At 38.0% G+C, this 23,739-nt stretch carries 24 protein-coding genes; 16 read left to right on the forward strand and 8 right to left on the reverse strand.

The annotated features are described in order from the left end of the window. Positions 1–96: 96 nt before the first annotated feature. Genes F1325_RS01270 through zinT form a run of 3 tightly spaced genes read left to right on the forward strand, consistent with a single transcriptional unit; the run spans position 97 to position 1,133 of the window. The gene (locus tag F1325_RS01270) at positions 97–345 is read left to right on the forward strand and encodes a type B 50S ribosomal protein L31 (protein WP_160229895.1); all 249 of its coding nucleotides are present in this window, start codon (positions 97–99) and stop codon (positions 343–345) included. Between the two features lie 10 nt (positions 346–355). After that, the gene (ykgO, locus tag F1325_RS01275; RefSeq protein ID WP_006535739.1) at positions 356–481 is read left to right on the forward strand and encodes a type B 50S ribosomal protein L36; all 126 of its coding nucleotides are present in this window, start codon (positions 356–358) and stop codon (positions 479–481) included. A 4-nt stretch (positions 482–485) separates the two neighbouring features. Then, positions 486–1,133, forward strand: coding sequence for a metal-binding protein ZinT (gene zinT, locus F1325_RS01280; protein WP_109372699.1), 648 nt, complete (start codon positions 486–488; stop codon positions 1,131–1,133). 142 nt (positions 1,134–1,275) lie between these two features. On the opposite strand, the gene F1325_RS01285 is transcribed toward zinT, so the two are convergent. Further along, positions 1,276–2,724 carry an NAD-dependent succinate-semialdehyde dehydrogenase gene (locus F1325_RS01285; protein WP_109372698.1) on the reverse strand — a complete coding sequence of 483 codons (1,449 nt, stop codon included), beginning with the start codon at positions 2,722–2,724 and terminating at the stop codon, positions 1,276–1,278. Between the two features lie 258 nt (positions 2,725–2,982). On the opposite strand from F1325_RS01285, the gene F1325_RS01290 reads away from it, so the two are divergent. Beyond that, positions 2,983–3,603, forward strand: coding sequence for a peptidylprolyl isomerase (locus F1325_RS01290; RefSeq protein ID WP_006535733.1), 621 nt, complete (start codon positions 2,983–2,985; stop codon positions 3,601–3,603). Between the two features lie 142 nt (positions 3,604–3,745). Then, positions 3,746–4,486: a 3'(2'),5'-bisphosphate nucleotidase CysQ gene (gene cysQ, locus F1325_RS01295; protein ID WP_109372760.1), complete on the forward strand. Its 741-nt coding sequence runs from the start codon at positions 3,746–3,748 to the stop codon at positions 4,484–4,486. A gap of 53 nt (positions 4,487–4,539) precedes the next feature. Here cysQ and F1325_RS01300 read toward each other — a convergent pair whose 3' ends face one another. Then, positions 4,540–5,100 (reverse strand): YtfJ family protein, encoded by a 561-nt coding sequence (locus tag F1325_RS01300; protein ID WP_109372697.1) that lies wholly within the window; start codon positions 5,098–5,100, stop codon positions 4,540–4,542. Positions 5,101–5,383: 283 nt separating this feature from the next. Here F1325_RS01300 and F1325_RS01305 point away from each other — a divergent pair, with 283 nt between their 5' ends. Continuing rightward, the gene (locus F1325_RS01305) at positions 5,384–5,590 is read left to right on the forward strand and encodes a DUF1107 domain-containing protein (RefSeq protein ID WP_100159789.1); all 207 of its coding nucleotides are present in this window, start codon (positions 5,384–5,386) and stop codon (positions 5,588–5,590) included. 79 nt (positions 5,591–5,669) lie between these two features. On the opposite strand, the gene F1325_RS01310 is transcribed toward F1325_RS01305, so the two are convergent. Both F1325_RS01310 and msrA read right to left on the reverse strand, forming a co-directional pair. Next, positions 5,670–7,049, reverse strand: coding sequence for a hemolysin family protein (locus F1325_RS01310; RefSeq protein WP_160229896.1), 1,380 nt, complete (start codon positions 7,047–7,049; stop codon positions 5,670–5,672). A gap of 150 nt (positions 7,050–7,199) precedes the next feature. Further along, entirely contained in the window at positions 7,200–7,826 is a 627-nt protein-coding gene (gene msrA / locus F1325_RS01315; protein ID WP_244185032.1) for a peptide-methionine (S)-S-oxide reductase MsrA, read from the reverse strand. Positions 7,827–7,964: 138 nt separating this feature from the next. Between msrA and tamA the strand changes: the two genes are divergently transcribed. The 6 genes from tamA to F1325_RS01345 all read left to right on the forward strand — a co-directional run bounded on the left by tamA (position 7,965) and on the right by F1325_RS01345 (position 17,040). After that, a complete protein-coding gene (gene tamA / locus F1325_RS01320; protein ID WP_109372694.1) occupies positions 7,965–9,707 on the forward strand; it encodes an autotransporter assembly complex protein TamA in 1,743 nt (580 codons plus the stop codon). Next, positions 9,704–13,528 (forward strand): autotransporter assembly complex protein TamB, encoded by a 3,825-nt coding sequence (gene tamB, locus F1325_RS01325; protein WP_160229897.1) that lies wholly within the window; start codon positions 9,704–9,706, stop codon positions 13,526–13,528. Before tamA ends, tamB begins: the two co-directional genes overlap by 4 nt. A gap of 5 nt (positions 13,529–13,533) precedes the next feature. Further along, a complete protein-coding gene (locus F1325_RS01330) occupies positions 13,534–13,881 on the forward strand; it encodes a gamma-glutamylcyclotransferase family protein (protein ID WP_109372692.1) in 348 nt (115 codons plus the stop codon). Between the two features lie 336 nt (positions 13,882–14,217). After that, on the forward strand, positions 14,218–14,487 hold the full coding sequence (locus F1325_RS01335) for an XRE family transcriptional regulator (RefSeq protein ID WP_160229898.1): 270 nt from the start codon (positions 14,218–14,220) through the stop codon (positions 14,485–14,487). Between the two features lie 49 nt (positions 14,488–14,536). Then, the gene (locus tag F1325_RS01340; protein WP_109372690.1) at positions 14,537–15,829 is read left to right on the forward strand and encodes a dTDP-4-dehydrorhamnose 3,5-epimerase family protein; all 1,293 of its coding nucleotides are present in this window, start codon (positions 14,537–14,539) and stop codon (positions 15,827–15,829) included. A gap of 8 nt (positions 15,830–15,837) precedes the next feature. Continuing rightward, positions 15,838–17,040 (forward strand): MFS transporter, encoded by a 1,203-nt coding sequence (locus F1325_RS01345; RefSeq protein WP_160229899.1) that lies wholly within the window; start codon positions 15,838–15,840, stop codon positions 17,038–17,040. A 63-nt stretch (positions 17,041–17,103) separates the two neighbouring features. Here the strand turns inward: F1325_RS01345 and ppa are convergent, their stop codons facing one another. Next, positions 17,104–17,631 carry an inorganic diphosphatase gene (gene ppa / locus F1325_RS01350; RefSeq protein WP_072069581.1) on the reverse strand — a complete coding sequence of 176 codons (528 nt, stop codon included), beginning with the start codon at positions 17,629–17,631 and terminating at the stop codon, positions 17,104–17,106. Between the two features lie 199 nt (positions 17,632–17,830). Further along, on the reverse strand, positions 17,831–18,838 hold the full coding sequence (fbp, locus tag F1325_RS01355) for a class 1 fructose-bisphosphatase (RefSeq protein WP_023583589.1): 1,008 nt from the start codon (positions 18,836–18,838) through the stop codon (positions 17,831–17,833). Positions 18,839–19,002: 164 nt separating this feature from the next. Here fbp and mpl point away from each other — a divergent pair, with 164 nt between their 5' ends. Beyond that, positions 19,003–20,382 (forward strand): UDP-N-acetylmuramate:L-alanyl-gamma-D-glutamyl-meso-diaminopimelate ligase, encoded by a 1,380-nt coding sequence (gene mpl, locus F1325_RS01360; RefSeq protein ID WP_109372688.1) that lies wholly within the window; start codon positions 19,003–19,005, stop codon positions 20,380–20,382. 58 nt (positions 20,383–20,440) lie between these two features. On the opposite strand, the gene argR is transcribed toward mpl, so the two are convergent. After that, positions 20,441–20,911 (reverse strand): transcriptional regulator ArgR, encoded by a 471-nt coding sequence (argR, locus tag F1325_RS01365; protein ID WP_006535714.1) that lies wholly within the window; start codon positions 20,909–20,911, stop codon positions 20,441–20,443. A 447-nt stretch (positions 20,912–21,358) separates the two neighbouring features. Between argR and mdh the strand changes: the two genes are divergently transcribed. Continuing rightward, positions 21,359–22,297 carry a malate dehydrogenase gene (gene mdh, locus F1325_RS01370; protein ID WP_160229900.1) on the forward strand — a complete coding sequence of 313 codons (939 nt, stop codon included), beginning with the start codon at positions 21,359–21,361 and terminating at the stop codon, positions 22,295–22,297. A gap of 102 nt (positions 22,298–22,399) precedes the next feature. Here mdh and F1325_RS01375 read toward each other — a convergent pair whose 3' ends face one another. Further along, positions 22,400–22,666, reverse strand: a complete 267-nt coding sequence (locus tag F1325_RS01375) for a helix-turn-helix domain-containing protein (protein WP_109372685.1) — start codon at positions 22,664–22,666, stop codon at positions 22,400–22,402. A 186-nt stretch (positions 22,667–22,852) separates the two neighbouring features. Here F1325_RS01375 and F1325_RS01380 point away from each other — a divergent pair, with 186 nt between their 5' ends. After that, positions 22,853–23,203, forward strand: coding sequence for a DNA-binding protein (locus tag F1325_RS01380; RefSeq protein ID WP_109372684.1), 351 nt, complete (start codon positions 22,853–22,855; stop codon positions 23,201–23,203). 82 nt (positions 23,204–23,285) lie between these two features. After that, a complete protein-coding gene (locus F1325_RS01385; RefSeq protein WP_023583583.1) occupies positions 23,286–23,702 on the forward strand; it encodes a DNA-binding protein in 417 nt (138 codons plus the stop codon). Positions 23,703–23,739: the final 37 nt, after the last annotated feature.

Genomic DNA, 23,739 nt, shown 5'->3' on the forward strand with positions numbered 1-23,739 from the left:
AAATCAAAAAAAACTGGTCAATAAAATTAAAAAGCGGTACATTAGCGCAATTCTAGATTTGTTATATTATAACATTACAAATAAATGGGGTTTATTATGAAACTAGGTATCCACCCTCAATATCGAACAGTGATTTTCCATGACACTAGTGCAGATGCTTATTTTAAAGTGGGTTCAACCATCCAAACGGAAAAGACAATAGAGTATGAGGGGCAAACATACCCTTATGTGACGTTAGATGTCTCCTCTCAATCACACCCATTTTATACCGGTAAGCAGAAGGCACATTCTCAAGAAGGTAATGTGGCACGCTTTAATAAACGTTTTGGTCAATTTATTAAGTAAGGAAGAAAAAATGCAGGTATTAAGTTCATTGAAAAGCGCTAAACAACGCCATCCAGATTGTAAAGTGGTGCGTCGCCGTGGTCGCCTTTATGTAATTTGTAAGTCAAATCCACGTTTTAAAGCTGTTCAGGGGTAAGATCATGCAAAAACCAATTCTTTCTTGTGTTTTGATTATGGGATTATTGGGTAGTGCAATGTCGGTTTTAGCACATGGTCACCATCATGAAAAAGTACAAACACAAGCACAGCGAGATGCAGCGAATGGGATTTTCGAGGACAAGGATGTTCTCGATCGTAAACTCAGCGATTGGGAAGGGGTATGGCAATCTGTAGAGCCTTATCTTCGCAGTGGCGAACTCGATGTTGTTTTACAGAAAAAAGCAGAGACGAAAAAAGATAAAACTGTTGAAGAGTATCGTGCCTACTACACACAAGGCTACAAAACAGACGTGGATATGATTGGTATTGAAAATAATATCATTGAATTTCATCAAGGTGAGAAAGTAGAGAGTTGCGAATATCACTATGATGGTTATCGTATTTTACATTATGAGTCTGGTAAAAAAGGGGTTCGTTATTTATTTAGATGTGACGATCCTACAAGCCAAGCACCTAAATTTATTCAATTTAGCGACCATATTATTGCACCAGAGAAAGCAGGGCATTTCCATTTATATATGGGCAATACATCGCAAGATGAATTACTTAAAGAGTTGAGTAATTGGCCAACTTACTATCCTTATTCTATGAAGGCAGATGATATTGTTCATGAAATGCTTTATCACTGATAACTAATTGATAAAAATATTGGGCTAACACCTTATACCCTTGGTTATTACCGAGGGTATTTTTTCTTAACAATAATGATAAAAAAGGAAAAAGCAGTAGCATCCATGCTGACTTACTTTTATAGGTTGGGTTAACAATTATTTATAACCCTTGGCAGAGGTATTTCATTTCCATATAGTCTTCAATACCGTGTTCAGAGCCTTCACGACCTAAACCTGATTGTTTAATTCCTCCAAATGGCGCAACTTCATTAGAAATTAAACCCGTATTAATGCCCACCATGCCGTATTCTAAATTTTCAGCAACACGCCAAATACGCTGTGGATTTTCACTATAAAAATAAGCCGCTAAACCATAAATGGTGTTATTGGCTAAATGCACCACTTCATCTTCATTTTCAAAGATAACTAAAGGTGCCACAGGGCCAAAGATCTCTTCTTCAAGAATATGACTATCTGCGGGAACATTACCTACAACAGTAGGTTGGAAGAAATTTTCACCCGCTTTATCACTTTCGCCACCACAAAGTAGTGTCGCACCACGTTTTAGCGTATCAGCCAGTAAAGATTGTGATTTTTCAACTGCTTTGCGATTAATAAGAGGCCCAATAGTGACACCTTCTGCAAAACCGTTACCCACTTTGAGTTTTTTAACAGCAGCAACAAAGCGTTCACTAAATTGCTGATAAACGTCTTTATGAATATAGAATCGGTTAGCGCAAACACAGGTTTGTCCTGCATTACGGAATTTAGCACCCATTGCCCCTTCAACAGCTTTATCTATATCAGCGTCGTTAAAAACAATAAACGGCGCATTGCCGCCCAATTCTAAAGAGACTTTTTTTACGCTATCAGAACATTGGCGCATTAATAAACGTCCAACACCTGTCGAACCCGTAAAACTTAATTTACGAATGCGATTATCAGAGGTAAAGACTTCGCCAATTTTAATGGCATCACCTGTAACAATATTAATAACACCCGCAGGAATACCTGCTTGAGTTGCTAATTCCGCTAAAGCCAATGCGGTATAAGGTGTTTCATTGGCAGGTTTAATCACCATGGTGCAACCTGCGGCTAATGCTGGTGCGGCTTTTCGGGTGATCATAGCTGCTGGGAAGTTCCAAGGCGTAATGGCAGCACAAACACCGATACCTTGTTTAATTACCATCAAACGTTTATCAGCAGAAGGTGAGGGAATAATTTCACCGTTGGTTCTTTTGCCCTGCTCTGCAAACCACTCAATAAAAGAAGCCGCATAAGTAATTTCACCCTCTGCTTCAGCAACAGGTTTACCCTGCTCAAAGGTCATTAGTTCAGCTAATTTTCTTTTATTTTCAGTGATTAATCTAAACCAGTTTTGCAATAACGCTCCGCGCTGATGTGCTGTAAGTGCGCGCCATTTTGGTAAGGCTTTTTGTGCAGCATCAACAGCCATTATTGCTTCTTGAGTTGCCATATTGGGTACAGTACCGAGTAAAGTACCCGTGGCAGGATCAATAACATCAACGGTTTCATTATTTTTAGCATTACACCAAAGACCATCAATATAGCCTTGTTCACGGAAATAGGGATTTGTCGTTATCTTCACTTAATACCTCTCTGAACACATTATATTGATATTTATAAGGCTAGGTAGTTCTATGCCTGTTTATAATTATATGCCTGTGTTGCGATGTTGTGAAAATAAGTATGACAAATGCCAATAAAAAAACGTCAAAACACGGTGGATAAGGTCAATTGCTTACGTTTTTAAGGAATAATCCCCATTACTCAAGACTGAAGGTTTACGCTGTACCTTACCACTGTTATTCTTGGGTTTAACTTTCATAAAAAACAGGTATTTTTCATGTCAAAACCATCATTTGATTCTATTGAATCACAGGCAAGTTACGGTATTGGTCTGCAAGTCGGTCAACAACTGACTGAGTCAGGTCTTCAAGGATTAGAGCCCGCAGCACTGTTAGCTGGCTTGACCGATGCATTAGAAGGTAATGCGCCTTCTGTACCTGTTGAAACATTACACAATGCCTTACGTACTATGCACGAGCGTGCTGAAGCTGTTCGTCAAGAACGCCAAGCAGAGCTGGCTGATGCTGGTAAAGTTTTCTTAGAAGAAAATGTGAAAAATGAAGGCGTTCAGGTTACAGAATCAGGTTTACAGTACAAAGTCCTGACAGCGGGTGAAGGTGCAATCCCTGCGCGTACTGATCATGTTCGTGTTCACTACACGGGGCGTTTAATTGATGGTACTGTGTTTGATAGCTCAGTTCAACGTGGCCAACCTGCTGAATTTCCAGTAAATGGCGTTATCGCAGGCTGGATTGAAGCATTAACATTAATGCCAGTAGGCTCAAAATGGGAATTATATATTCCTTACCAATTAGCTTATGGCGAACGTGGTGCGGGTGCGGCTATTCCTCCATTCGCGACATTAGTATTTGAAGTAGAATTATTAGAAATTTTATAATTTCTTATTCTGCGGTAAATCAGAGTAAAAAATAGCTGGTTTTTGCCAGCTATTTTTGTCTCTATACTAAAATAAAGAGATAGTAGGGTAATTAATTTTTATAAGGGGCGTTATCTGCTTATAAAAATAAGAGAGGTGCATGATGTTAGAACAAGTCAGCAAATTAGCCCGCCAAGCAGGTATGGCGATAATGCAAATCTACCAGCAATCAGAGCCTATCCAAGTACAGGAAAAAAGTGATAATTCACCTGTCACAGAGGCTGATTTGGCCGCTCACCAAATTATCAAACAAGGACTTGCTTCTATTGCCCCTGATATACCTCAATTATCTGAAGAAGATCCCCCTGAATGGGACGTTCGCCGTTATTGGGATCGCTATTGGTTGATTGATCCTCTAGATGGAACTAAAGAATTTATTAGCAAAAATGGTGAGTTTACGGTGAATATCGCCTTAATTGAAAAAGGTATTCCTGTTTTAGGCGTTGTTTATGCACCGGTTCAAAATGTGTTATATGCGGCTGCCAATAAACAAGCATGGAAAGAAATGTGTGGTCGGAAATTACCTATTCATGCTAGCCGTGCTGAACCTCCAGTGATTGTGATTAGTCGTTCTCATCAAGATGATGAATTAAAAGAGTATTTATCTCAACTTGGTGAACATCAAACGGTTGCCGTTGGCTCTTCTTTAAAATTTTGCCTTGTGGCGGAAGGTAAAGCGCAACTTTATCCTCGTTTTGGACCAACACATACATGGGATACTGCCGCAGGTCATGCTATTGCGATTGCAGCTGGTGCGCATGTCACCGATTGGAAAGGGATCACGTTAGATTATTCCCCTAAAGAATCGCTGATAAACCCAGGATTTAGAGTTTCTATTTTTTAAATAGACCAGATGAAGTTGGAGCCCTTGATGTGAAAGGGCTCTGACATGGTAAACTATTCTTTAATTAAATCGTTGATAAGGTTGATTGCCGTCGTAATCTCTGCACCGCTTAATACACCTTCTTTGACGAAACGAACCTTACCTTGCTTATCTAAAACAACAATAGCTGAACTCTCTTTTTCTAATCCCCAGCCTTTTAATGCTATGCCATCAGCATCAACAATAAACTGTGACCAAGGAAATTCTTTTTTACTGTCTTCAACACTACTACGAACAAATGGACCTGTGCCAAAGACTGCATCATCAGTATTAATAATCGTTGTAGTTTGATAACTGGTATGTGGGAATTTAGCCAGTTTTACGGCTTCAATAAATGGTGCATTCATCTCCTTAGCCTTGCTACGTCCTGCTATATGCTGAACAGTACGTACTTTTCCACTGAGCAGACCACTATTCCAATTTTGGTAGCTAAACTTATCTTTGGTTGTGTCATAAAGTAGCTCACCTTTGTCATTGATTGTGACAGCAGGAAGTACTGTATTTTCAGTGATGTTATGTGCAAACGCCCATGTGGATGTGCTGAGTAAAAGAGCAGCTAAGGTTATTTTGTGCATAGCCATTGTCCTATTATTGAAATCGACGTTAGATTCTATCTAAGCATAGAAGCTAGTGAAGAATAATACCTCATCACTGATACATTTATTTAACATTGAGTGGGTAAAATAACGCACACACTATCTTTATTTATATTTTTTACTGTCAATAAATGTAAAAACAGATAAGAAAATCAAATAAGTTGAACCTAGTACTTATAATTAGGTCTTTAAATTTGATATATAAAGATAAGTCTTTATGACTTATTTAACTCAACAACGAGCATGGGAGACTAACTGAAAGATGAAAATCTTCAATCGCTATAACCCTGAAAAAATTGCTCTCTACGTTAAGACATTATTTCGTGGACGGTTTTACATCAAAGGAATGGGTGCATTTGAATTCGATTATGGCAAAATACTACTGCCTAAAATAAAAGATAAGCTACATTTTAATGTGATGAGTGAAGTGAACCAGCAGGTGGTTTTACTGAAAGCAGAACTGGGCTAACTTTTATCTGATAGATAACTGAGTCTTTCTCGTGAAAACTTTCGATAAGACTCAGTTATTAATTTCAATTTGTTACTAGTTAACTTGTCGTTTTATTTTCATCTACTTTTATATCGACTTCGGTTGTTGTCTGTACAACAGGAACGTGTTCTTGCAAAACAGGTTTAACCGGTGGAATATCATCAACTTTAGTTACGAGTAATTGATCTATTTTGTAATTATCAATATCGACAACTTCAAATTTATACCCTGAGAACTTCACATAATCAGTACGTTTTGGAATTTTACGTAAACGGTACATCATAAAGCCCGCAATGGTTTCGTAGTTACTTGAATCGGGGAAATCATCAATATCAAGAACGCGCATTACATCATCAATTGGCGTACCGCCTTCAACTAGCCATGAGTGCTCATCACGGCTAACAATTTGTTCTTCTTGCCCTGGTCCAATTAAATCCCCCATCAAGGTTGTCATTACATCGTTTAACGTAATCACACCCATCACCATCGCGTATTCATTAAGGATGATGGCAAAGTCTTCACCAGATGTTTTAAAGCTTTCCAACATATCTGAAAGCGTTAATGTATCAGGAATAATCAGCGCTTTACGGATATGAACACCTTCATTGAGGTTTAAGCTTTGTCCGTTAATAACGCGATTAAGAAGCTCTTTAGAATCAACATAACCAATAATATGGTCGATATCGCCTTCACAAACCAAGAATTTAGAGTGAGGCTGTGTGGCAATTTTTTCTTTGATATCACTTTCTGTTTCTTCACGATCAAAATAGACCACATCTTCTCGTGGTGTCATGGCCGAAGGGACAGTGCGTGACTCTAACTCAAAGACGTTTTCAATCAGTTCATGTTCTTGTTTACGTAAAACACCGGCAACAGCGCCTGCTTCAACAATGGCAAAAATATCATCAGAAGTAATATCTTCATTTCTCACCATCGGGATTTTAAATAATTTGAAGATAAGATCAGCCATACCATTGAATAACCAAACCAGAGGGCGAAAGAAGGCAAGGCAGAAACGCATTGGGTTCACAATTCTTAATGCGATAGCTTCTGGTTTTATCATACCAATGCGTTTTGGCGTTAAGTCAGCCAGTAAAATAAACATTGATGTGACAATAATAAAAGAGCAAATCGATCCTAATTGTTGTGAGAGTTCTTCATCAAAAAATTGTAGGAAAAAGCTTTTTAATGAAGGCGAAAATGCAGATTCACCAACAATACCCGCTAAGATAGCGACAGCGTTTAATCCAATTTGCACGACGGTAAAAAACATGCCCGGCATTTCTTGCATTTTTAATACACGAGCAGCGTTGATATTGCCCTCATCAACAAGTTGTTTGAGCTTAATTCGACGAGAAGCAGCAAGAGAGATTTCAGACAGCGAAAAAAAGGCGCTGATAGCACAGAGCAAAAGCACAATGAGTAAACTATTAAGCATATAAGGCTCACACCACCCCAAGTATTTAGTCCAAAGGGTAATACTAGAGTGTTAAAAATAGAAGATAAATCAATATATTGTGATGAAATTATTCACAAAGAAAGATAAGAGGGCGCAATTATATCATCGCCCTGCTATTTTCTGCTAGTTTTACTTTTCAGGAGGATAACAGATACCTATCCCACCTAATCCACAATAACCTTGTGGGTTTTTATAGAGATATTGTTGGTGATAATCTTCAGCAAAATAAAAAGGGCCCGCTGGCTGAATTTCTGTGGTGATTACTTCAGTAGCACCTTGAGTATTCATAGCTTGTTGATAGTGTTTTTTGGACTCAATAGCTTGCGCATATTGATCTGCATTAACTGTGTAAATTGCCGAGCGATATTGGCTGCCAATATCGTTACCTTGACGCATACCTTGTGATGGATTGTGATTTTCCCAAAAAAGAGCCAAAAGTTGTGAATAGCTAATCACTGAGGGATCAAAAACCACTCTCACGACTTCACTATGACCTGTTAATCCTTGGCAAACTTGTTGATAGGTTGGGTTTTCTGTTACACCACCGCTATAACCCGCACTTGTTGAGTAAACGCCCTGTTGTTGCCAAAACAGACGTTCAACCCCCCAAAAACAGCCCATCGCAAAATAAGCGATACTCATCTTTTCAGGAATGTCATTAATAGAATGCCCATTTACTGCATGATTAGCAGATATTTCTAATGGTATCGAAGTACCCCTTAAGGCATTCTCTGGTTGGTAAGCTTTATGTTGCAAGGTAGACTCCAGTTTTTATATTTGTAAACGCTTTACTATGGTAAAGGCTTAATATTGTTATAAACTAAATCTACAATAAAGCTTAAAACAGTTTGTCGTCAATTCATCACATGGATTAAATTATATTGAGGAGAAAACGTGCCGAGATACTCCGTTATCTACGTTCTCTGTCTGTCTTTTATCGCACCTGTTGCCTATGGGGCAAATTTGCGTTTAAAAGTAGAAGGTTTAGAAGGGCAACTCGAAAAAAATGTGCGAGTCCAGCTATCAAACATTACAACAGAAGAAGTTGCACCTGACGGGCGTTTTCGTGCGCGTGTTGAAAAGGCAATTCAAGAAGGACTTCGCCCATTAGGCTATTATCAGCCTACGGTGACATTCTCTTATCAAGAAAATACACCGCCAGCACGTTCGATATTAACGGCAAAAGTAGAGCCGGGTATTCCTATTTTACTCAAAGGTGTGGATATTGTTCTTGAAGGTGGCGCTAAAACCGATGAGCAATATGCTAAGGTCATTAAAGAGAATACCCCGCCACTTGATAGCGTGTTAAATCATGGTGATTATGAAAAGCTCAAAGGTTCGCTAACTGGGCTTGCTGTTCGCCGTGGCTACTTTGATGCTGAAATGGAAAAAAGCCAGCTTGGTGTTTCTTTAGATAATCACGCCTCTTATTGGGATTTTGTCTTTAATAGTGGTGAACGTTACCGTTTTGGTAAGGTGAATTATACTGGCTCTCAAATTCGTGAAGACTATCTACAAAATATTGTTCCTTTTAAAGAAGGGCAATATTACTCCTCAGAAGAGCTTGCTGAATTTAATCGACGTTTAGCGGCAACAGGTTGGTTTAACTCAGCACTTGTGACGCCTGATATCGCAAAAGCACGCAGTGAACATTCTTATTTGCTACCTATGGATGCGGTTGTCACTCCTCGCTCTCGTAACTACGTTGAATTAGGGGGCGGTTATGCAACTGATGTAGGGCCTAGGTTGAATATGCAGTGGAATAAACCTTGGATGAATTCTCGTGGTCATAGCCTGACGTCAGATCTTAGTATTTCTCAACCCGAACAATCTATTGGTGCAAAATACAAAATCCCATTAAAAATTAATCCATTAGAGCAATATTATGCGGTAGACGGTGGTTTTAAGAGAACAGACTATAATGACACGCGTTCTGATACTACAACGCTGAATCTTTCTCGAAATTGGGATATGTCTACAGGTTGGCAATATAGCGTAAATACCCGCTGGAGCCTTAGCCACTTTACTCAAGGGCAAGACACTTATACCACCATGTTGTTATATCCAGGGGTTAATGCGAGTCGGGTTCGTCAACGCGGTGGCATGATGCCTTATTGGGGAGATAGCCAACGTTACTCTATAAATTACTCAAATAAAATTTGGGGTTCTGATGTTGAGTTCTTAGCTTTTAATGCTCAACAAGTGTGGATACGCACGCCTTGGGAAGGACATCGTTTTGTTGTCAGAGGTAATTTTGGTTGGATTGAAACCAATGCTTTTGGGCAAGTGCCACCTGAACTTCGTTTCTTTGCGGGTGGTGATAGAAGTGTTCGTGGTTTTAAATACCAAAGCATTTCACCTGAAGATAGCAAAGGTAACTTAACGGGTGCCTCAAGAATGTTAGTTGGTTCAGCCGAATACCAATATAACGTGACAGGAAACTGGTGGGGTGCAGTCTTTATTGATAGCGGTGAAGCAGTCAATGATTTTACTCGAAGTGATTTTAAAACAGGTGCAGGTGCAGGTGTACGTTGGGCATCACCTGTTGGTCCAGTTAAATTTGATTTAGCATTACCTGTTAGTGATGTAGATAAACGTAGACTCCAGTTTTATATCGGGTTAGGAGCAGAGTTATGAAGAAGTGGTTGAAATGGATTGCACTTACCCTCCTTATCCTTATTTTGCTTACTTTCGGTACTGTAGCTTGGGTTTTAGGAACTCAATCTGGTTTACATTTTGCCATTAACAGCGCAGCGCGTTGGGTTCCCGGCTTAGCCATTAAAGAGGTTAACGGAGGCTGGCAAGATCTACGTTTAACCGGTGTTGAATATCAAATGCCTGGTGTTGACGTTAATGTGGGTGAATTGTCATTAGGATTACGTTTAGCGTGCCTGACTGATAAACAAGTTTGTGTCGATACATTAGGCACACGAGATGTTGTTGTTAATATTGATACTAGCGCTTTCCCTCCTTCTGAAGAAACGCCACCTTCAGAGCCTTTAACTGAGCTTAATGCACCATTACCTATCTATTTAAATTCACTTTCATTGGAAAATACGCATGTGAAGATTGACGATATGGCGATCTCACTTGGTGAATTTAAAACAGGCGCACAGTGGGAAGGTCGTCAAGTTACATTAAATCCAACACTCATTAATGATTTGCTGGTGGCATTACCAAAGACACCAGAAGAAGGAAGTGTTGAAGCAACGGCTCAAGATGTAAAAGAAGTTGCTATGGCAAAACCTCAAGCTGAACCCACAACACCAGAAGAAAAAGAACAGGCATTAGCCGACACAATTAAAGCGATTTTTGCTAAACCTCTGTTAGCTGATTTACCCGAAATTATTATTCCTGTTGATGTGAATGTTGAAGGTATTGAAGGTAAGCAGTTACAAATAACAGGGGATACACCTGTTACGATTAACCAATTATCTTTTGAAGCCAATACGAAAGGTAAGCAAGTTAATCTCACTAAATTAACTGTTGATGCACCAGAAGGTGAAGTTAGTTTAAATGGGGGAATTACCCTAGATAAACAATGGCCTGTTAATTTAGATGTGAATGCGACTATTCGTGATGTTGCAGGGCTTGAAGATTTTAAAGATCAAAAAGCGACGCTTTCTTTGCAAGGCGCATTACTTGAAGAGCTTAAATTAGCACTCTCTTTAACAGGAACGGTTACAGCAACTTTAGACGCTCAAGCTGAACTGGCAAAACCACACCTTCCATTAAAATTAACCTTAGAGAGTCAAAAAGTCCGCTGGCCGTTAACGGGGGATGTGCAGTATCAACTCAATGATACTCGGTTGCGTTTAAATGGTCAGACAGATAACTACGATCTTTCATTACGCTCAGATATTGAAGGTCAGGAGATCCCACCTGCGAAATTAATGCTGGATGCAAAAGGTAATGAAGAAAAAATTGAATTAACACGTCTGCGTTTAGCTGCATTACAAGGCCATGCGGATATCACGGGGGTTGCCGATTGGAGTAAAGCAATTAGCTGGAATGCGTTATTAACCATTTCAGGTATTAATACCGTTAAACAATATCCAGATATGCCCGCGAAATTAGATGGGCGCATTGCTACAACGGGCAGTTTGTATGGTGGTAGTTGGCAATTACGTGTTCCTGAAATCACCTTAGATGGTAATTTCAAAAATAATTTGATTAAGGCGAGAGGGAACGCGTATGGCAACGATTCTGGTCAATGGAATATCCCGCAACTAAAGCTCATTCTAGGTAAAAATAATCTCGATATTGAAGGACATTTAGGTGACAAGTGGGCATTAGATGCCAATATCAATGCTCCCGGTTTAAATGGTTTAGTACCAGGATTAGCTGGTGTGATTAAGGGCAAAGTGAATATTCGAGGTGATATTAATACACCTAAGATTATTGCTGATATCAATGCTCATGGTATTAAATGGCAAGATCAAGTTAGTGTTGAATCCATCACTATTAAAGGTGATGTTCAATCGGACAAAGAAATTGGCGGTAAGCTAGCGATTACTGCTCGTCAGTTAAAACAAGCCGATTTAGTTATTCGTAATTTAACGCTGGATGCAGCTGGTACAGAAAAACAGCATAAACTGACGTTAAAAATGGAGGGGGAGCCTGTTTCTGGTGGACTGACATTAGCAGGTTCATTTGATAAAGAAAAACAGCAATGGAAAGGAACGCTGAATAATACAGCATTTGATACTCCTGTAGGGGAGTGGCGTTTAAATAAAGCTATTGCATTGAATTTATTGGCTGAGAAGCAAGAAGTCACCATTGGCGCTCATTGTTGGATAAATCCAAATGCACAAGTTTGTGTGCCAAAAGCGATAACGGTTGGCGAAAGTGGCAGTGCCGCTATCACGCTGACGCATTTTGATTTAGCGATGATCAAACCTTTCTTACCGCCTGAAACGTCAGTTAGAGGTGTATTTACGGGTGATGCAACTGCGACGTGGAATTCAAAAGGCGGATTACCGAAAGCATCTGTAAACCTTAAAGGGCAAGGTGTTGGCGTAAAACAGAATATTGATGGAACTGTTTTACCGATTGATTTTGATACAATTACTTTAAATGCTGGCGTAAATAATGGCAAAGCTACATTGCAATGGCTGATTAGTATTGCAGGCAATGGTGACTTCAAAGGTAATGTGCATGTTGCTGATCTTGAGAAAAAACGCCAACTGTCTGGTACGGTTGATATTAATAATCTGACATTAGATTTAATCAAACCGTTCTTAGGGAAAGGTGAAATAGCTCAAGGAAGCGTGGGTGCTCAATTACGTTTAGGGGGAAATGCGCAATCACCACTGCTATTTGGTCAATTCGGTATTAATCAATTAAAAGTGGTTGGACACTGGATCCCATTTGATATCACCAAAGGAAATGTTGATATTAGCTTTAATGGTGCAACCTCTGACTTAAGTGGCAGAATCGAAACGCCAGAAGGTTATTTAAATCTTACGGGTAATGCAGATTGGCGTAAATTAGATGAATGGCGCGCTGTTGTGGCTGCAAATGGTAATAAGTTACGAGTGGCACTACCGCCAATGGTGCGTATCGATGTCAATCCTGATTTGGTGTTTGAAGCAAGCCCGCATTTACTGAAATTAGACGGTCGCATTGATATTCCTTGGGCGCGTATTGTGGTGCAAGATTTACCAGAATCTGCGGTATCAGCGTCTTCTGATGAAGTGATGCTGGATAAAAACTTGCAACCTATTGCGCCAAAAGAGACATCCATTCCAATTCAAAGCAATTTAGCGATTAATATTGGCAATGATGTGACACTGGACGCATTTGGGCTTAAAGCAAGATTGACGGGCATGCTGAAAGTCAATCAGAATAAACAAGGGCTTGGTTTAAATGGTCAAATTGATATTCCTAAAGGGGAATTCAAAGCCTATGGACAAGACTTACAAGTGCGTAAAGGACAAATCTTGTTCTCTGGGCCTGTTGATCAGCCTTACTTAAATATTGAAGCGATCCGTAATCCTGAAAATACAGCAAATAATGTTATTGCGGGTGTACGAGTGACGGGGCTTGCAGATAAGCCGAAAGTCGAAATTTTCTCTGAGCCTGCATTTACTCAGCAAGAAGCGTTATCTTACTTGTTAAGAGGGGAAGGATTAGATAAAAGTGGTGATGCAGACTCATCACAAATGACGGCAATGCTGATAGGATTAGGTGTTGGTCAAAGTGGTCAGCTTGTAGGGCGTATTGGTGAAACCTTCGGTGTTTCAGATTTAGCATTGGATACGCAAGGTGTGGGTGATAGCTCACAAGTTGTGGTCAGTGGCAAGATAACCAACGATCTACAAGTAAAATATGGAGTGGGTATATTTGATTCGCTAGCGACGTTAACTTTACGTTATCGCTTGATGCCCAGGTTGTATTTACAAGCAGTGTCTGGTATGAATCAGGCAATAGATCTGCTTTATCAATTTGAGTTTTAAATTATATGCGAATTATTGTTTATGGTAGTTTACGGCAAAACCAAGGTAATCATCACTGGATGACCTATGCGCAGCTATTAGGCGAGCATAAATTAGTGGGATATAAACTTTATGATTTAGGGTTTTATCCTGCTGTGGTTGAAGGTGATGGCGAAATAGAGTGCGAAGTTTATCGGATAACGCCCTCTATTTTGACAGAGCTTGATGAATTGAAAAAGAACGATCAAGATTACAAGCGCCAACTGATTTCAACGCCTTATGGCAGTGCTTGGATCTATCTTTATCAAAAACCTGTTGATGGTTTACGTGAAATAAAAAGCGGTGACTGGCTAAAACGTCACGAAGAAGAGTAATTGGTCAGATCCACCTTTTACTGAAAGATGTCTGAAAACGGCTCGATAGTGATATCGAGCCGTTTTTATTGATGGAATAGGCAGTGTTTTTTTAATTAAATAATATTTTTAATTATATTTATTTTATAAAAACCATTCGTGATAATTACTTTCAAAAATTGAAATTAAAATAGATACTTTGTTTTTTATCTATATGAATATGAATTTTATTAATGGTGTGGCTAATTGACAATAAAAATAATTTAATGTTAAAACGTCAATTGAGTTTGGAGCAAAATAATGAAGGGTATTTCTATGGTATACGAATAATTAATCAAAATTTAATAAGGTAATTTTATGAATGAATCAAATGAGATTTATTGCCTTTATAAAACCCCTCCCAAAGAAGTAAAGCAAAATCAAAATATAGAAAATCATCACTTTACTGATATGATTTTACAAACAAAAGTAACTGCAAAAGATGCACTTGATAAATTGGCTTATCTTGCGGGCATTAAAAATGCACCCTCTGATGATAAATATTCAAAATTGAATACATCTAATCTGTATTCACTTCTAGAAAGCGCAAATTTATTAGGTTATGACATCGAAATAGTCAATGTTTAATAAAAATAAAGCAGCCAGAAGGCTGCTTTATTAACTTAAGGAAAAAATAATGAATAAGGATATTATTGAGCTAAATAAAAATATTAACATAGTAGGATTACATTGGGTTTCTCGGTGGCGAGTTAATAATGGAAAAAAGGATTCTTATGTTATTCCTTTCGCGACAACTTATCCGATTAATATTATTTATCATGGTGAAAATGAATTTAAATATGGACAATATGGTATTCATCTAGGGCAACAAGATACATTAACTTTTTTAGGTGATAAAAATAAAAAAATACTCGCTAAGTTTATCGATTGTCGTAAAAATTCACCAACTTTCAAATCAAGATTAAGTTTTTATATTACTCCCTCATCGGCAAGAACGTTGATTATTCCTCCTGGTGTTGCTCATACTTTTCATCACTTAGAAAATATATTTACTTTAAATAATTACACTTTATTTTTACCTACGATAGATAAATTAGCCAGTAAAGCACTGATGTGGTCACCAAATAATGATGTTATTAATCTTCCTGAAGATATTGATATTGACGATATTGATGGTTATGAACCTATGACAGAGGAAGCCTCTGATCTGGTCTACCATCGAATAGCAGATATACAACATGGGATATTGAGCCAACATGCTTTTTTGCATTCAGAAACACGAAAAATTCGTTTAGATGATGGCGATGAAGTTAATTTAAGATTCAGAGAAAAAATAACAGAAAATCAGAAACGGCAATTACCTATATCAACAATTTTAGGTGTGGCGTTTCGTGACATACCTACCATGCAAACAGGCAAAGAGAGTGGCATCGTTCCGTTAACACGAAAATCGCCTATGTATCTTGTTGAACATGGTAATGAAGATTACAACTTTGACTCTTATGGCTTACACCTAGGGCAAGAAGACCATTTAACTTTTTTAGGGGATGCTTCTAGTGAGATAACATTAAAACTTGTCGACATGCGAGAAGGCTCCGCCACTCTATTTTGTGAAGATGAAATAACGTTCAAGCCTTTACCTAATATGGAATTAGTGATCCCCTGTGGGGTAGCTCATGCGTTGTTTAATATGGCTAATATTATTACAGTTAATCGGCCTGTTATATATTTAGATGAAGAAAAAGAGTATATTCCGGGGCATGATGTTATCGACTGGGAAATTGCTAATAAAAATTATCAAGCATATTGCACTAATAAAATAGAGGCTGACTTAGGTTATTATCAATTTATTGTCTCTAAACAAAAAGAGATAATTAAACAGAAACCTACCCATCATACACCAAAATCAATTATTATATATGGCAAGAATAATAAACCGATTAAAGTCTTAATTAAAGAAAAGGTTTAGTTATTATTATGCGTATTATCTTTTTTTATATGCTTTTTTTTGTTTTAACAGCTGATGGATTAATGGTATTTCTTACACCCGTTATTGTTTATCAGTTAACAACAAGTATTGAATATTCAGGATTAACATACGCATTATGGTGGCTACCTCGACTTTTTTTAATACCACTTATTGGTAAATATATTGATGGTCTAGGTATTCGGCCTATCGCTGTTGTTTCTGATGCTTGTAAAATAGTAGGGTGTTTATTTTTATTACTTACTCATTTTACATCTGATTTGATGATAGCGATAAGTTTTGGTTTGATTGGTAGTTTAATTTCTATTGGAAATTCACAAACATTGATTTCTTATGAAAAAATTATTGCGTTGATAAGTCATCATAAAGAGCATCATATTAATCTAATGTCTAGAATGGATTTCTTAGGTATGGTCATTGGACCATTATTGGGGATTGTTCTTATTGATTTTGGCTACAAGTATTTACTTGTTATACCGTGTCTATTCTATTTTATTAATGCTATTTTCTTTTTATTCTTTTATGCAAGAAAAGAGATTAACACTGAAAATATAAATAACTCGGAAGAGAAAATCTTTTTTACTAAAAAATTTATTTATATTTTTTCCTCACCCATACTGTTATTTTCTGTTTTTATTGCTATTGGTAATAATATGTTTGATGGTTTAATTGAATCCAGTGGAACGGCGTTAATTGTTCAGGTTATGAATTTACCGATTAAATACTATGGTTTTATTGATATTGTTGCGGGTATCTTCGGTGTATTAGGAACATATTTATATAGTTATTTAAATCAGTACACAAGTAGAGTTTGGTTAACTATTATTTCAATTGCTACTATTACTATAAGTTCTTCTTTGCTTGTATTTTTTCAAAGCTCAATAATTATATTTATTATTTGCTATGCGGTTTCAATTATTGGAAAAGTCTTTTCAGGTAATGTATTGAGAATATTAAGAATGGAAATTATTCCCATAAATCAGCTCGCTAGCATTTCATCACTGATTATTTTATTAAATCAGATGATATTACCCATTGTTGGGGGGCTTTTATTTTTCTCTACAGGGGAGGTCACCACTATTTATACACTGATGGTTATTGCTATAGGAATAACATTGATAAGTGGTGGATTGCTTGTAATACGCTTAAAAAAGAGACGTCGTTATCATAAAAAAAGCCCTTCAATAAAATGAAGAGCTTATTTATCAGTAAATTATTAAGTCATAATTCACTTAGTTATTCTGAGTGGGTCAGAATTATTTTTTAGCGCGTTCGAAAGAAGACAGAATTTCAGCTTTAGCTGCTTCTACGCCTTCCCAACCGTCAACTTTAACCCATTTGCCCGCTTCTAAATCTTTGTAGTGTTCAAAGAAATGTTTGATCTGTGCTTTTAAAAGCTCTGGCAGATCAGTCACATCTTTAATGTGATCGTATTCTTTGCTCAGTTTAGTGTGAGGAACTGCAACCAGTTTCGCATCTTCACCTGATTCGTCAGTCATTTTCAGTACGCCAACAGGACGGCAACGAATAACTGAACCTGGTTGTAATGGATATGGAGTTGGAACCAGAACGTCTACTGGGTCACCATCTAAAGATAACGTGTTGTTGATGTAACCGTAGTTGCATGGGTAGAACATTGCAGTTGACATAAAACGGTCAACGAACAGTGCGCCACTTTCTTTATCAACTTCGTATTTGATAGGATCAGCGTTTGCTGGGATTTCAATAACAACATAGATATCTTCTGGTAGTTCTTTACCAGCAGGAACATGATTCAGGCTCATAAAAAATTTCCTATAAAAAAATTAATTTTACGTGGGCTTTAGTATAGCGAAAAGTTTTTAACAATACCCGTTTTTTGCCGAACATGTTGCGTTCTGACGTAAAAATAAGCAGCAAATAAAAGGAAGAGCTATTTTCAAAGATGAAAAAACCGGACGAATAAGAAGTCCGGTTTATCTATGTTAGTGCTAAACGAATGGATTATTCTTCGTCTGGATATTGCGCCATAAAGCTTTCAGCTTGTTCAACCATCGATTTAGTCCCTACAAAGAAAGGCATACGTTGGTGAAGTTCTTTTGGTTCGATATCAAGAATACGCTCTTTACCGTTACTTGCTTTACCGCCAGCTTGTTCGGCTAAGAACGCCATTGGATTGCATTCATAGAGTAAACGTAATTTACCAGTAGGGTGGCTTGCAGTACTTGGGTAAATATAAATACCGCCCTTCAGTAAGTTGCGGTGGAAATCAGCAACTAAAGAGCCAATATAACGTGTGGTATAAGGGCGATTTGTTGCTGCGTCTTGTTCTTGGCAATACTTAATGTATTTTTTTACACCTAATGGGAATTTGATGTAGTTACCTTCGTTGATTGAGTACATGTTTCCTGTTGGTGGGAAATGTACGCTTTCATGAGATAAACAGAATACACCTAAAGATGGATCGTAAGTAAAGGCATGAACACCACAACCTGTTGTATAAACTAACATGGTTGATGAGCCATAAACGACATAGCCCGCGGCTACTTGGCGATGACCTGGTTGTAAGAAGTCATCTAAAGTGACAGATTGGCCAATAGGCGTAATACGGTGGTAAATAGAGAAAATTGTTCCGACGGAAACGTTTACATCAATATTCGACGAACCGTCTAAAGGATCCATTAGTACAACATACTTAGCATTTTCAGCACGATCACCTTCAAAGATAACAATATCATCTTCTTCTTCTGATCCGATACCCGCAACTTCACCACGCGCTTTTAATGCAGCTTTTAGTTTCTCATTCGCGTAAAGATCCAGTTTCATCTGGGCTTCACCTTGAACATTAGAAACACCGTTAGTACCAAGAATATCGACTAACCCTGCTTTGTTAATATCACGGTGGATAATTTTAGCCCCAAGCTTAATCGCCGAAAGTAATGCAGTAAGTTCGCCAGTTGCATGGGGAAAATCTTGTTGTTTCTCGACGATAAATTCGCCTAATGTTTTCATGACGCAGGTCCTGAATGTGAGTGGGTAAAGTAAAAAAGGAGGAAAATCTCCTTGGTGGTGGCAAGTTTAGCCAAAGAATCGCACGATTCAAAGGTTAATCCGTTTCTTATCTGCTTTTTGATCGTTAGAATAGTGACCAACTTCATGCTATTGGACAGAAATTCATGCACATTCATATTCTTGGTATTTGTGGCACCTTTATGGGAAGTCTTGCCATTTTAGCTAGAGCGAAGGGACATAAAGTCACAGGCTCAGATGCTAATGTCTATCCACCCATGAGTACTTTATTAGAAAATCAGGGAATCGAACTGATTGAGGGATATGACCCAAAACAATTAGAACCTGCCCCTGACATGGTGATTATTGGTAATGCGATGACACGAGGAAATCCTTGTGTTGAAGCTGTACTTGAAAAAGGTTTACCTTATACCTCAGGCCCTCAGTGGTTACATGATTATATTTTACCTGAACGTTGGGTGTTAGCCGTTGCTGGAACCCACGGTAAAACCACAACAGCAGGTATGCTAGCTTGGGTTTTAGAAGACTGTGGTTATAAACCTGGTTTTTTAATTGGTGGTGTACCGGGTAATTTCCAAGTATCTGCACAGTTAGGCGAAAGCCCTTTCTTTGTGATTGAAGCTGATGAATATGATAGTGCTTTCTTTGATAAACGCTCTAAATTTGTTCATTATTCTCCACGCACACTGATTTTAAATAATCTTGAATTCGATCATGCCGATATTTTTGATGATTTGGCGGCAATTCAAAAACAATTCCATCATTTAGTTCGTATCGTCCCAGGCACAGGAAAAATCATCATGCCTGATAGCGATATGAATCTAAAACAGACCATTGGTATGGGATGCTGGAGTGAACAAGAATTCACAGGTGAAACAGGAGATTGGCAAGCTAAAAAACTCAGTAATGACAGTAGTCATTTTGAGGTATTTCACAAAGGTGAGCGAGTTGGTGAAGTGTGTTGGGGACTTTCTGGTGAACATAACATGCAAAATGGCTTAATGGCGATTGTTGCAGCGCATCATGTTGGTGTTTTACCTGCTGATGCTTGTGAAGCGTTAGATAAGTTTATTAATGCGCGTCGTCGCTTAGAGCTACGTGGTGAGGTTAACCAAATAAGTGTTTATGATGACTTTGCACATCATCCCACAGCGATTCTGGCAACGCTTGAAGCGTTACGCAGTAAAGTCGGTGGAACTGCTCGTATTATTGCGGTGTTAGAGCCTCGTTCAAATACCATGAAAATGGGAATTAGCAAGGATGATATCGCACCTGCATTAGGTCGTGCTGATGAAGTCTTTTTATTCCAGCCACCTAATATTCAGTGGTTAGTGAGTGACATTGCAGAGCATTGTGTACAACCTGCTCGTTGGAGTACGGATCTTGATACATTAGTCGATATGATTGCGAAAGAAGCTCAAGCGGGCGATCATATTTTGATTATGAGTAATGGCGGTTTTGGTGGTATTCACGAAAAACTGCTCGCAAAATTAGCACAGCCTAAAGATCTTGATAGCCAGTATTAAAAATAAATAAGCCACTGAAAATTCAGTGGCTTATTTTTTGAAGCTGTAGAAAGGCTAATTATAATTCCTGATCAAAAAGATTCAGAATAGCGTCTCGTAATTCTTCTGTGGAAAATCCTGGTGCTGGTGTTGAAAAAATGGTGTCATCACCCGCAATACTGCCAAGGATCCCTTCTGCTTTGCCTAATGAATCTAATAAACGTGCAATAAGTTGTGCCGCACCCGGACTTGTTCTTATCACCACAACAGAATGGTTATGATCGATATCGAGTACCAGATTTTTTAGTGGGCTGCTTGCTGTTGGTACGCCAAGCTCAGTAGGAAGACAATAAACCATTTCCATTTTGGCGTTACGGGTTCTTACTGCACCAAATTTTGTTAGCATACGAGAGATTTTGGACTGATTAATATTATCAAATCCAGCCTCTTGTAATGCAGTCACAATCTCGCCTTGTGAACTGAATTTTTCTTCTTTCAGCAGGGCTTTAAACGCTTTAACCAAGTCTTCTTGCTTAGAAGGAACGCGCATAGTTCACCTTTAGTGAGTTATCAATAACCTGTGCATTATGCAGAGAAGTGAATTTTTATGCAACAAAAGACGAAGAAAGGCGCGTGATAGCCTCCTCAAAATTGTAAAGTAGAATGTACTGCGAAAAAATTTTATTTACGGCGCATGAATGTGATAATTTAAGGAAAGTAAAACATTTGTTAAATAAATGATAAGTTTAAATGATTATCATAAGGATGATGGTGTACTTAACACTTTGTCATGTTTATTGAAATTATTTATCAAAAGAGTGTCCACTATCTCATTAACAGATAAGCAATTTGTTTAGAATAACCAAAGTATTATTTTTCACTGTAAATGCCTTATTATGCAATATTGCTGTTAAATAATTGTTTTTTACAAGGTGAATTGCGTAATAGTGAATATCTCTAAGGCGTTCCACTATCTTGTAAACTAAGGAGTATCAGAATGAAAGTAGCAGTTCTCGGTGCAGCAGGTGGTATTGGTCAGGCACTGGCACTTCTTCTTAAAAACCAGCTTCCTGCTGGTAGTGAACTCTCTTTATATGATATCGCTCCCGTCACGCCGGGTGTCGCAGCTGACTTAAGCCATATCCCGACTCAAGTTACTATAAAAGGTTTTGCGGGTGAAGATCCTTCCCCTGCACTAAAAGGCGCTGATGTTGTTCTGATTTCTGCGGGTGTTGCCCGTAAGCCAGGCATGGATCGTTCAGATCTTTTCAATGTTAACGCGGGTATTGTGCGTAACTTAATTGAAAAGGTTGCACAAAACTGCCCTAAAGCACTTATCGGTATCATTACTAATCCAGTGAATACAACGGTTGCTATTGCCGCTGAAGTACTCAAAAAAGCAGGCGTTTATGATAAAAAACGTCTCTTCGGAATTACTACACTCGACATTATTCGCGCCAATACCTTTGTCGCTGAACTAAAAGGTAAAGATCCACAAAAAACCAATGTTCCTGTAATCGGCGGACACTCTGGTGTGACTATCCTTCCTCTATTATCCCAAGTTGATGGCGTTTCATTTACTGATGATGAAATTGCTGCACTGACTAAACGCATTCAAAATGCAGGTACTGAGGTAGTAGAAGCAAAAGCCGGTGGCGGATCAGCTACATTATCAATGGGCCAAGCAGCGGCTCGTTTTGGTCTTTCATTAATTCGCGCTCTAAATGGCGAGAAAAATGTTATTGAATGTACCTATACAGAAGGTGACGGAGAATATGCCCGTTTCTTTGCACAACCTATTCTTTTAGGTAAAAACGGTGTAGAGGAATATTTATCTATTGGTAAATTAAGTGATTTTGAAAAGCAATCTCTTAATGGCATGTTAGATGTATTGAAAAAAGATATAATTCTTGGTGAAGAATTTATTAATAAATAAAGAAATACTTTTTTTGCTATAAAAATAATGCAAATTTAAATAAAAACCGCTGATACTATATCAGCGGTTTTTTTTATTAATTATAATGTCTGTAATTATTAGTTAATTATTAGTTTTGGTACGAATCTTTCGCTCAAGTAATTCTCCTGTTTCAGGATGAAAATAACGACTAGGCCAAATTTCAGAGGGGGAGACACCAAGATAATCAGCAATGATTTTTTCTCCTTTAGGCCAAGGGCGTGATAGCGCATTAGCGAGTGTTGAAGAGCTTAACCCTGCTTGGCGAGAGATGGCAGCAAGTGTTGTTCCTCGTTTTCTAAGTGCGGCAATAATATCGGCAGGATGCCAATCAGATTTCCTTGAAATCATTTTTAATCCTTTTTCTATAAAATTAATTGCTGTGTTAGTGGTATAAATAACAGTTTATTAGAAATGTCCTAAAGCATTTAAACTGATTATTTAGAAAATAAAATAACATTATTTTTCTAAAAAGATTTCTGATTTTTTTCTTAATAATTTCTTTTTTGAAGTTGATAACAATTTTAGAGAAACATAATGAAAAAAGAGTGGTATACGGCAAAGGAATTGACGGGTATAGGTGGATTACCTAAATCACCACAAGGTATAAATTCAAAAGCAAGACGCGAATCTTGGCAAAAACAGAATGTAAAAAATAAGCAAGGTAATGGTGTTGAATATCATTATTCTTGTTTACCAGAAGAAACTTTAATTGCTCTAGAACTTTATGAGCCATTAGCACATTACAAATTAAATAAAAAAGAGGAGCCACTCGTTATCTGGGTGAAAGCATTCCAACAACTAAATGATGGTGAACAAAAAACCTTAACAGAGCTGATATTGCGGGATGGTATTAGAAGTTTTTTAGAAAAAGTCGTCAATGATTAAGCGATTTTAAAGAATCTATTATTGCGTTATCCGCAACAGATATCTATCTGACTAACCTCTTAGTTGAATGTGAGATGAGATCATGAAAAAAGAATGGTATACAGCGAAAGAATTAGTGGGGCTTGCGGGGTTACCTAACTCACCGCAGGGAGTTAACTTGATGGCGCGTCGTGAAGGATGGGAAAACCGTCGTAAACGTGGCGTGCAGGGAAAAGCTGTTGAGTATTCTGTAAAAAGTCTGCCTGATGAGGTGATCAGTGTGCTCGCTGCACATGAACCTCCGGCTGAGTATTTATCGAAACGTCAGGATGCCTTTTTGATTTGGGTTGAAGCCTATTATCAACTGACTAAATCAGAACGAGAGAAAATTGTAAAATTTGTGCTCCGTGAAGGATTAGCAAAGCTCATTAGTTATATTGATGCAGATAATCAAGATGCTATTGAACGAGAAAACGAAGAAGTTCTCAATAAATTAAAAAGCCCACCAGAGTCGACGTAGTTGCTCTAGCGGGCTTCTTTACATAACTAATAGGGAT

The sequence above is a fragment of the Proteus columbae genome, from assembly GCF_009914335.1.
Classification (GTDB): Bacteria; Pseudomonadota; Gammaproteobacteria; order Enterobacterales; family Enterobacteriaceae; genus Proteus.

What these genes read in the sequence shown, in the direction of transcription:
- F1325_RS01270 (WP_160229895.1), top strand. Translation starts at nt 97, where the DNA reads ATGAAACTAGGTATCCACCCTCAATATCGAACAGTGATTTTCCATGAC.
- ykgO (WP_006535739.1), top strand. Translation starts at nt 356, where the DNA reads ATGCAGGTATTAAGTTCATTGAAAAGCGCTAAACAACGCCATCCAGAT.
- zinT (WP_109372699.1), top strand. Translation starts at nt 486, where the DNA reads ATGCAAAAACCAATTCTTTCTTGTGTTTTGATTATGGGATTATTGGGT.
- F1325_RS01290 (WP_006535733.1), top strand. Translation starts at nt 2,983, where the DNA reads ATGTCAAAACCATCATTTGATTCTATTGAATCACAGGCAAGTTACGGT.
- cysQ (WP_109372760.1), top strand. Translation starts at nt 3,746, where the DNA reads ATGTTAGAACAAGTCAGCAAATTAGCCCGCCAAGCAGGTATGGCGATA.
- F1325_RS01300 (WP_109372697.1), bottom strand. Translation starts at nt 5,100, where the DNA reads ATGCACAAAATAACCTTAGCTGCTCTTTTACTCAGCACATCCACATGG.
- F1325_RS01305 (WP_100159789.1), top strand. Translation starts at nt 5,384, where the DNA reads ATGAAAATCTTCAATCGCTATAACCCTGAAAAAATTGCTCTCTACGTT.
- F1325_RS01310 (WP_160229896.1), bottom strand. Translation starts at nt 7,049, where the DNA reads ATGCTTAATAGTTTACTCATTGTGCTTTTGCTCTGTGCTATCAGCGCC.
- tamB (WP_160229897.1), top strand. Translation starts at nt 9,704, where the DNA reads ATGAAGAAGTGGTTGAAATGGATTGCACTTACCCTCCTTATCCTTATT.
- F1325_RS01330 (WP_109372692.1), top strand. Translation starts at nt 13,534, where the DNA reads ATGCGAATTATTGTTTATGGTAGTTTACGGCAAAACCAAGGTAATCAT.
- F1325_RS01335 (WP_160229898.1), top strand. Translation starts at nt 14,218, where the DNA reads ATGAATGAATCAAATGAGATTTATTGCCTTTATAAAACCCCTCCCAAA.
- F1325_RS01340 (WP_109372690.1), top strand. Translation starts at nt 14,537, where the DNA reads ATGAATAAGGATATTATTGAGCTAAATAAAAATATTAACATAGTAGGA.
- F1325_RS01345 (WP_160229899.1), top strand. Translation starts at nt 15,838, where the DNA reads ATGCGTATTATCTTTTTTTATATGCTTTTTTTTGTTTTAACAGCTGAT.
- ppa (WP_072069581.1), bottom strand. Translation starts at nt 17,631, where the DNA reads ATGAGCCTGAATCATGTTCCTGCTGGTAAAGAACTACCAGAAGATATC.
- fbp (WP_023583589.1), bottom strand. Translation starts at nt 18,838, where the DNA reads ATGAAAACATTAGGCGAATTTATCGTCGAGAAACAACAAGATTTTCCC.
- mpl (WP_109372688.1), top strand. Translation starts at nt 19,003, where the DNA reads ATGCACATTCATATTCTTGGTATTTGTGGCACCTTTATGGGAAGTCTT.
- argR (WP_006535714.1), bottom strand. Translation starts at nt 20,911, where the DNA reads ATGCGCGTTCCTTCTAAGCAAGAAGACTTGGTTAAAGCGTTTAAAGCC.
- mdh (WP_160229900.1), top strand. Translation starts at nt 21,359, where the DNA reads ATGAAAGTAGCAGTTCTCGGTGCAGCAGGTGGTATTGGTCAGGCACTG.
- F1325_RS01375 (WP_109372685.1), bottom strand. Translation starts at nt 22,666, where the DNA reads ATGATTTCAAGGAAATCTGATTGGCATCCTGCCGATATTATTGCCGCA.
- F1325_RS01380 (WP_109372684.1), top strand. Translation starts at nt 22,853, where the DNA reads ATGAAAAAAGAGTGGTATACGGCAAAGGAATTGACGGGTATAGGTGGA.
- F1325_RS01385 (WP_023583583.1), top strand. Translation starts at nt 23,286, where the DNA reads ATGAAAAAAGAATGGTATACAGCGAAAGAATTAGTGGGGCTTGCGGGG.